We start from the raw sequence: 8,724 nt of genomic DNA on the forward strand, positions 1-8,724 counted from the left end.
CAGGGGCGTCCCGGCCGGGACCGGCCGGGACGCCGGTCGGTTCACTGGCCGGTGGCGTCGGGGGCCGGGCCGATGGCCGCGCTCAGTTCGCGGACCGTGGCCGCGTCGAAGAGCAGCTCGATGTCGAGCTCGCGTCCGAGCTCCGCCTCCAGCCGGGAGAGGAGGCGCAGGGCGCGCAGCGAGTCGCCGCCCAGCTCGAAGAAGTCGTCGTCCGGACCGACCTCCGGCAGCGCCAGGACCTCGGCGAACAGCCGGGTCACCAGCGCCTCGTGGTCCGCCGCCCCGGCGGGCCGGGCGGCCGGCGCGGCCTCGTCGCCGGACTGTGCCGGGGTGGGCAGGGCGAGCAGGTCGGTCTTGCCGGCCGGGGTGAGCGGCAGCTCCGCGAGGACGGCGACCGCCTCGGGGACCATGTACGAGGGCAGCGAGCGGCGCAGCTCGGCCTGGAGCCCGGGGGCGTCGAGCGGGGCGTCCCGGTCGGCCGGCACCACCCAGGCGACCAGGCGGCCCTCCCGTACGGCGACCGCGGCGGCCGCCACCGTGGGCAGGGCGAGGAGCACCTGCTCGATCTCGCCGGGCTCGATCCGGTAGCCGCGCAGCTTGAGCTGGCGGTCCATCCGGCCGAGCAGCTCGATCCTGCCGTCGGGCAGGCGGCGGGCGTGGTCACCGGTGCGGTACATCCGGCCGCCGGTGAACGGGTCGGTGACGAACCGCTCCGCCGTCAGTTCGGGCCGCCGCCAGTAGCCCTGGGCCACGCCGTCGCCGCCGATGCACAGTTCGCCGACACAGCCGACCGGCAGCAGCGCGCCGTCGACGGTGTCCAGCACGTGCAGCACGGTGTTGGAGATCGGCCGGCCGACGGTGACCCGGGTGGTGTCGGCGGTGATCGGCTCGACGCTGGAGTACACGGTGGTCTCCGTCGGTCCGTACATGTTCCACACCGAGGAGCCGCGCTCGGCCAGCGGCGCGGCCAGGTCCGCGGGGAAGGCCTCGCCGCAGCTGTAGAGCCGGGGCCGGCCGGCGCCCTGCCAGCCGGAGTCCAGCAGCGCCCGGTATCGGGAGGGGGTGGCCTGCAGCGCGGTGATGCCGTGCTCCAGGCTGTAGCGGTCGACCTCCCGGCCGCTCAGCCCGAGGGCCTGGCCGCCCACGTGGACCGTCCCGCCGACCGCGAGCGGCACCAGCAGTTCGGCCAGCGAGGTGTCGAAGCTGAGCGTGGTGAGGGCGAGGAAGCGGGTGTCGCCGTCCAGGCCGGGGTGACGGCGGGCCAGGCTGTCCACCAGGTTCGCCAGGGCCCGGTGGCCGACGGCGACGCCCTTGGGGCGGCCGGTGGAGCCCGAGGTGAACATCAGGTAGGCGAGCCCGTCCGGGTCGGTGTCCGGGCGTTCGGCGGCGGCCGGCTCGGCCGAGAGGTCGACGGTGGCGAGGTCGACGACGGTGCCGTCCCAGCCGGCCAGCGCGGGTGCTCCGGTCGCGTCGGCGAGCACCACGGCCGGCGCGGCGTCCTCGAGGACGAGGCCGATCCGCTCCACCGGGTGGGCCGGGTCGAGCGGGACGAACGCGGCCCCGGCGCGGGCGACCGCCAGCATCGCGGTCACCAGGTCGGCGCCACGGCCCAGACAGATGCCCACCCGGCCCCCAGGGCGCACCCCCTGCTCGGCCAGCCGCCGGGCCAGGGCGCCGGCCCGCAGGTCCAACTCCCGGTAGCTGTACCGGTTCTGCGGGTCGACCACAGCGGGGTGGTCGGGCCGGCTGCGAACCGCCTCGTCGATCAGCCCGGCCAGCAGGGCGGCCGGCTCGCTGCGGTCGACCTCGCTGCCGTTCCAGGTGTCGAGCTGCCGGGCACGGGTCGCCTCGGGGACGGCCAGCAGCTCTCCGACGGGGAGGCCGGGCTCGGTGGCGAAGCGGGTCAGCACGGCGACGACGTGGTCGAGCAGCGCCCGTGCCTCGTCCGGGGTGATCCGGCCGGCGTCCACCACCGCCTGCAGCTGCAGGTCCGCCGCGGCCCGGACGACCAGGGTGACCGGGTAATTGGTCCGGGTCTCGTAGCGGACGTCATCGACCGTGACCGCGCCGTGGGAGAGCACCGCCTCGGTCCGGTCCGGGTAGTTCTCGACCACCACGACGGTGTCGAAGAGCGGTACGCCGGGGGCGCTCTGGGCCCAGCGCTGGATGTCGGTCAGCGCGGTGTGCTGGTGGTCCAGCACGGGGTGGCGGGTGGCGGCGTGCCGGGTCAGCCACTCGTCGCCAGGGAGTTCCCGGTCGATCCGCACCCGCACCGGGACGGTGTTGATGAACATGCCGAGCATCTGCTCCGCGCGGTCGAGGCCGACCGGGCGCCCGGAGACGGTCACGCCGACCACCACGTCGTCGCGGCCGGAATGGCGTGCGACCGTCCCCGCCCAGGCCGCCTCGACCAGGCCGCTGAACGTGGTGGCCCGGGCGGCGGCCAGGCGCCGGAGCGTGGCGAGGGTCCCGGCGGGCAGCGCCGCCCGTACGGTGTGGAACTCGCCGGACGGCTTGGCGCCCGGACGCATCCCGGGCAGGCTCAGCGCTGCCGGTTCGCGGTGGCCCGCCAGGTAGTCCGTCCAGAACGCCCGGTCACGCTCGGGCTCCTGGCGGCCCAGCCAGGCGATGTAGTCGCGGAAGAGCGGCGGCGCGGGCAGCTCGGCGGTGTCGCCGGACAGCCCGGCGGTGACCTCGGCCAGCAGCAGCGCGGCGGACCAGCCGTCCAGCAGCAGGTGATGGTACGTCCACACCACCAGGTGCTCGCCGGGCAGGCGCAGCACCAGCAGCCGCATCAGTGGCGGCCGGGTCAGGTCGAAGCGCTCGCGGGCCCGCTGCTCCAGCTCCTCGGCGACGGCTGCCGCGCGGGCCGGCTCGTCCAGGCCGGTCAGGTCGCGGAACTCGATCGGCAGCTCCGCCTTCGGCAGCACCACCTGGTGCGGGGTGCGGATCCGCTCCCGGACGAAGGCCGTGCGCAGCACCGGGTGCCTGGCGATCGCCCGCTGCCAGGCGGCGCCCAGCACGGCGAGGTCCAGCTCGCCGCGCACCCGGAAGGTGGTCAGCTCGACGTACAGGCCGTGCTCGGGGGAGGTGGTGCTGTGGTAGAGCATCCCCTCCTGGGTGGGCGAGAGGGGATAGATGTCCTCGATGTCGTTCACTTGGTGTCCTCTCCTGACCGGAACAGGGCGAGTACCCGGGCCAGATCGTCTTCGCTGAGGTCCGCGTCCGAGAAGGCCTCGCGCGACCCCTGCGACGGGGCCGGGTCGGGTCCGGCGGGAGCGGTGGGCGGGGCGGGGGTGTCGGGCGCGGGCTCGGCGGCCGGTTCGCGGTCCGCGCGGAGCCGGGCGGCGAGCTGCCCGACGGTGGGGTGGGCGAAGAGGTCGCCGGGGGAGACGGCCAGCCCGATCCGCTGGAGTTCGCCGGTGATCTGGACGATCAGCAGGGAGTCGCCGCCGAGCTCGAAGAGGCTGTCCTCCGGGCCGATGTCGGGCACGCCCAGCAGCCGGGACCAGACCGCGGCGATTCGCTCCTCCAGCTCCTCGGGATCGGCCGGCGCGGCGTCCTGCGGCGCGGCGGCGGCCGTGGCGCCGACGGCGGCCCGCGGGGCGGTCCGGCCGGCCGCACGGGGGCTGACCAGCACGTGCGGGAGGTGACGGTTGGCCAGGATCCGGTCGAACGCCAGCAGGCCCTCGCGGGTCGGGATCCCGATCTGCTCGGCATCGACGGCCGGACCGGCCGCGGTGTCCGGGCCGGGGGCCGGGGCCGGGCGCAGCACGAAGCCCTCGACGAGCACACTCGGCGCGCCGTCCGGCTCGGCGACGACCACGTCGACGACCAGCGTGCCGCTGATCCCGGCCGCACCGGAGCGGCGCTGGACCCGGACCACGGCGTCGGGGCCGAGCGGGCCGAGCACCACCAACCGTCGGTAGGCCACCGGCAGGTGGCTGCCGGTCCGGGCGGTGACGGCGCCGGTGGCGGTGTCCAGCAGCGCGGGATGCAACGGGTGCGCGGCCAGGTCGCCGTGGAAGGGCTCGGGCAGGCGCAGCCGCAGCATCGCCTCGTGCCCGCCCTCGCGGACCTCCACCACGCTCTCCCAACGCGGCCCGGTGCGCAGCCCGCTCGCCCCGCCGGGCACCTGGTCGGCGGACCGGGCGGCGGGGGCGCAGCGCCCTGCGAGCCCGTCGAGGTCGAGGCGCTCGGGGGAGCCGCCGCGGTACGGCGCGATCCGGCCCTGGGCGTGCGGCCTGGACGGCGCGGCGTCGGAGCGGACCTCCCACAGGTGCCCGCCGTCGGGCGCCGGACGCAGCCGCAGGGTGACCTGCGGTGGCTGGTCGGCGGGAATCCGCAACGGGTGGGTGAAGACCGCATCCAGCTCGACCGGCCCGTCCCCGAACGCCAACCGGTGCCCGGCGACGGCGAGTTCGAGCAGTGCGGTGCCGGGCACGACCGGAACGTCGCCGATCCGGTGCTCCTCGGCCGGCCAGCTCGTCTGCTCCGCGTGGCGCAGCCGCAGTTCCACCGCCCCGTCCGGCTCGGTGCGGCGGGCGTCGAAGAGGGCGTGGTCCAGCGCCTCGCCGCTGTCGAGCCGGTCGCGCAGCCCGGAGCGGACCGCCATGCCGGTCTGCGACCAGCGGTCCCAGCCGATCGACACCGCCGCCCGGGTGCCGGTGGCGAAGCTGTCCAGGAAGGCGTTGGCCCCGGTGTAGTCGGCCTGGCCGACCGCGCCGGTGACCGTCAGCGCCGAGGAGCAGAGCACCAGCAGCGGCCGGTCACGGGCCGTCAGCCGCTCCAGCAGGACGGTGCCGAGCACCTTGGGGGCGAGCACCCGCGCCATCTCCTCAGGGCCGCGCAGGGCGGCGACGCCACCACCGGGCACCCCGGCGGCGTGCACCACCCCGACGATCGGGCCGTACGCGGCCCGGACGGCGTCGAGCGCGGTGGCCAGCGCGGCCTCGTCGGTGACGTCGGCCTGGACGAGGCAGAGCCGGGCGCCGTGGGCGGTCAGCCCGGCGAGGGCCTCGGCCAGCTCCGGCGGGCAGCTCCCGGCGGGCGCCGAGCCCTCGGGGCGCAGGCTGCGCCAGCCGTCACCGTCGGGGATCGCGCGACGGGTCAGCAGGACGAGAGTCCGGTCGGCCTCCTCGGCGAGCCGGCCGGCCACGGCCAGGCCGACCCCGCCCAGCCCGCCGGTGACCAGCCACGGGCCGGACGGCGCGGCGGGCTGCGGTGCGGCCGGGTCGGTGAGGACGGGCCGGTCCGGGACCGGCACCAGGTGCGCCCGGCCGCGGACGGCCGTCAGCGGTGCCGGGGCGTGCTCGGAGCACAGCTGCGCCACCACGGCCTCAGCTGCGAGGGCCAGCTCGGCGGGCTCCCGGGACGGGCAGTCCAGGTCGAGCGCCTGCGCGGTGAGCCCGCGCACCTCCTGCGGCAGCACCCGGACCGCGCCGAGCCCGGCGGCGGCCTGCGGGGTGCGTGCGGGCTGTCCGTGCACCCCGTGGGCGGCGTCGGTCACCAGCAGCATCCGCAGCGGCCGACCGGGGAACACCTCGCCCAGGGCGCGGGCCAGTTGGATCGGGACGGCGAGCGAGCGCAGGGCGCCCTCGGCCGCCTCGCCCGGGGTGGCCCGCTCCAGCGGCGGGTCGTCCAGGGCCCAGCAGGAGACCACCGCGTCCGGCGGGGTGCCGCGCTCGCTCAGGGCGGCGGCCAGCGCCGGGAAGGCGGCGGGGTCGTCGGGGTCGAGCGTGAACGAGGCGCCGTCCGCGGTGAACCCTCCGCCGCGGGCGCGGACCAGGGCGACCTCGGCACCGGCCGCGGTGAGCCGCTCGGCGACCGGCCCGGCCAGACCGGACTCGTCGGCGAGCAGCAGCACCGACGGCGGGACGGACCCGGTGCCGGACGGCGGGAGGGCTGGGGTCCAGGACAGGACGTGCAGCCAGGAGTCCACGCCGTCGGAGGTCGGCGCCAGGGCGGCCTCGGCGGGCCCGGCGGCCCCGGCGGGCACCGTGGGTTGGGCGTCCTCGGCGGGCTCGAACCAGTGCCGGACGGGCTCGAACGGGTAGCCCGGCAGGGAGACGTGCCGACGGCCGCCCCGCTCGCCGAGGGCCGACCAGTCGACCTCGGCACCCCGCTCCCACAGCCGGGCCAGCGCGGTGAGCCGTGCGGGCGGCTGCTGCGGTCCGGCCGCGGCGGCGTCCAGGGCGGGCAGGGCCGGCCGGTCGTTGCCCAGGGTCCGGACGGCGAAGCCGGTCAGGCCCCGGCCGGGGCCGAGCTCCAGCAGCGGGCCGTCGCCCGGCAGTGCGGCGAGCGCGTCGGCGAAGCGGACGGTGTGCCGCAGCTGGCGCGCCCAGTACTCCGGCGAGGCGGCCTCCTCCGCGGTCAGCTCACGCCCGGTCAGGCCGGAGACGATCGGCAGGGCGGGCGCCTGGACCGGGACGCTCGCCACCAGCCGCGCGAACTCCGCCAGCAGCGGCTCGGCGTCCCGAGAGTGGAAGGCGTGCCGGACCGCCAGCGGCCGGGCGGCGACGCCGAGCGCGGCCAGCCGCTCGGCCAGCCGCGCCACCGCGTCGGGGGCGCCGGCCACCACACAGCGGTCCGGCGCGTTGACCGCGGCGAGCTCCGGGCCGTCGGGGTCGTCCAGCAGCGCGCGCAGTTCCGGCTCGGGCAACGGGACGCTCAGCATCGCGCCGGGCGCCATGGTGCCCATCAGGCGGCCCCGTTCGGCCACCAGCCGGGCGGCACCGGGCAGTTCGAAGACCCCGGCGGCGCAGGCGGCCGCGAACTCGCCGACGCTGTGCCCGGCCAGCGCGACCGGCCGGATGCCGAGCGCCGTCCACCACGCGGTGAGCGCGTACTCCACCGCGAACAGGGCCGGCTGGGCGACCTCGGTCCGGTCGAACAGGTCCGCGTGGGCCGGGTCGAGCAGCAGCGCCCGCAGCGGCGCCGCGGTCCACGGCCGCATGGCGTCCAGGCAGCGGTCGAGCGCGGCGCGGAAGACCGGCTCGGCGCGGTAGGGCTCCGCGGCCATGCCCGGGCGGCCGGCGCCCTGTCCGGGGTACAGGAAGGCGACCCCCGGGCCGTTCCCGACGGCCCGGACCGGACGGGAACGCACCTGGTCCCGTTGCCCGGCCAGGACGGCGCGTCGCCACGCGTGGGGCTTGCGCCTGGTCTGCAGGGTGAACGCGGCGTCGGCCCTCGCGGGCGCGGTCGGCCCGGCCAGTGCCGCGCCGAGCCGCTCGGTGGCCCGGTCGAGCGCCTGCTCGGTGCGGGCGGACACCGGCAGCAGCTCCCACTCGGCCGTCGGCCCGGCGGGTACGGTCGGCAGCGGGGGAGCGTCCTGGAGGATCAGGTGGGCGTTCGTGCCGCCGATGCCGAAGGAGCTGACCCCGGCGACCCGGGCGCCGTCCGCACCGGGCCACGGCTCGGCCTCGGTCAGCACCCGGAACAGGCTCGGGTCCAGTTCGGGGCTGGGGCTCTCGAAGTGGACGGTCGGCAGCAGCGTGCGGTGCTGCAGCGCGAGCACCGTCTTGATCAGCCCGGCCATCCCGGCGCAGGTGTCCAGGTGGCCGACGTTGGACTTGACCGCGCCGAGCACCCGGCGGGAGTCCGGGGCGTCGCCGAACACCCGGGCCAGCGCGGCGAGTTCGATCTGGTCGCCGAGTGCCGTCGCGGTTCCGTGCGCCTCGAGGCAGGAGACCTCGCCGGGCGTGACCCCGGCCACCGACTGGGCCGCCGAGATGACCCGGACCTGACCGTCCAGGCTCGGTGCGGTGAAGCCGACCTTGCGGTTCCCGTCGTTGTTGACCGCCGAGCCGAGCAGGACGGCCCGGACGGTGTCGCCGTCGGCGACGGCGTCGGCCAGCCGCTTGAGCACCACCACGCCGACGCCGCTGCCGAAGACCGTCCCGGTCGCCGCGGTGTCGAACGGACGGCAGTGCCCGTCGGCGGAGAGGATCCCGCCCTCCGCGTGCAGGTAGCCCAGTCCCTGGCCGACCCCGGCGGAGACGGCCCCGGCCAGCGCCACGTCGCACTCGCCGCTCAGCAGCGCCTCGGCCGCCAGGTGGACCGCGACCAGGGCGGAGGAGCAGGCGCTCTGCACGCTCAGGCTCGGGCCGGTCAGGCCGAGCCGGTAGGAGGTCTGGGTGGCGAGGTAGTCCTTGTCGCCCGCGGCCAGCCACTGGACCTCGGCCCGGTCGGCCAGGTGGGACGCGCGGGGCAGCAGTTGGTGCGTCAGGTAGGAGTTGAAGCCGGCCGAGGCGTAGACGCCCACACCACCCTCGACCCGGTCGGTCAGCTGTCCGGCGTCCTCCAGCGCGGCCACCGTGCACTGCAGGAACAGCCGGTGCTGGGGGTCCATCAGCTCGGCGTCCCGGGGCGGGATGCCGAAGTACTCGGCGTCGAACTCCTCCAGGCCCTCCAGCACGCCGCCCGCCCCCACGAACCGCGGGTCGGCCAGCCGTTCGGCGGGGACGCCCAGGGCCGCCAGCTCCTCGGGGGTGCGGAAGGTGATGTTCTCCCGGCCCGCGACCAGGTTGGCCCAGAAGGTCCCGGCGTCGGGGGCGCCGGGGAACCGGCAGGCGAGGCCGGTGACGGCGATCGCGTCCGGCAGGTCGGGCGCTGCGGTGGCCGGGCCCCCGGGGGCGTGGGTGGACATCGGACTTTCTCTCCTTACGGGGTGGTGATCGACGCGGCTCACGGGGCCGGCGGCCGGGCCGGGCAGGGGGTGCCCTG

2 protein-coding genes are annotated in these 8,724 nt (G+C 77.0%); both read right to left on the bottom strand.

Annotated elements, in window-relative coordinates; all coding sequences use genetic code 11:
- Nucleotides 1-41 precede the first annotated feature (41 nt).
- Nucleotides 42-3,158 carry an amino acid adenylation domain-containing protein gene (locus tag ACFVWU_RS26260; RefSeq protein WP_387625409.1) on the bottom strand — a complete coding sequence of 1,039 codons (3,117 nt, stop codon included), beginning with the start codon at nt 3,156-3,158 and terminating at the stop codon, nt 42-44.
- Complete coding sequence (locus ACFVWU_RS26265) at nt 3,155-8,647, bottom strand: SDR family NAD(P)-dependent oxidoreductase (RefSeq protein WP_387625411.1); 5,493 nt, start codon at nt 8,645-8,647, stop codon at nt 3,155-3,157. Before ACFVWU_RS26265 ends, ACFVWU_RS26260 begins: the two co-directional genes overlap by 4 nt.
- Nucleotides 8,648-8,724 lie beyond the last annotated feature (77 nt).

This window comes from Kitasatospora sp. NPDC058190, from assembly GCF_042883685.1.
GTDB lineage: Bacteria > Actinomycetota > Actinomycetes > Streptomycetales > Streptomycetaceae > Kitasatospora.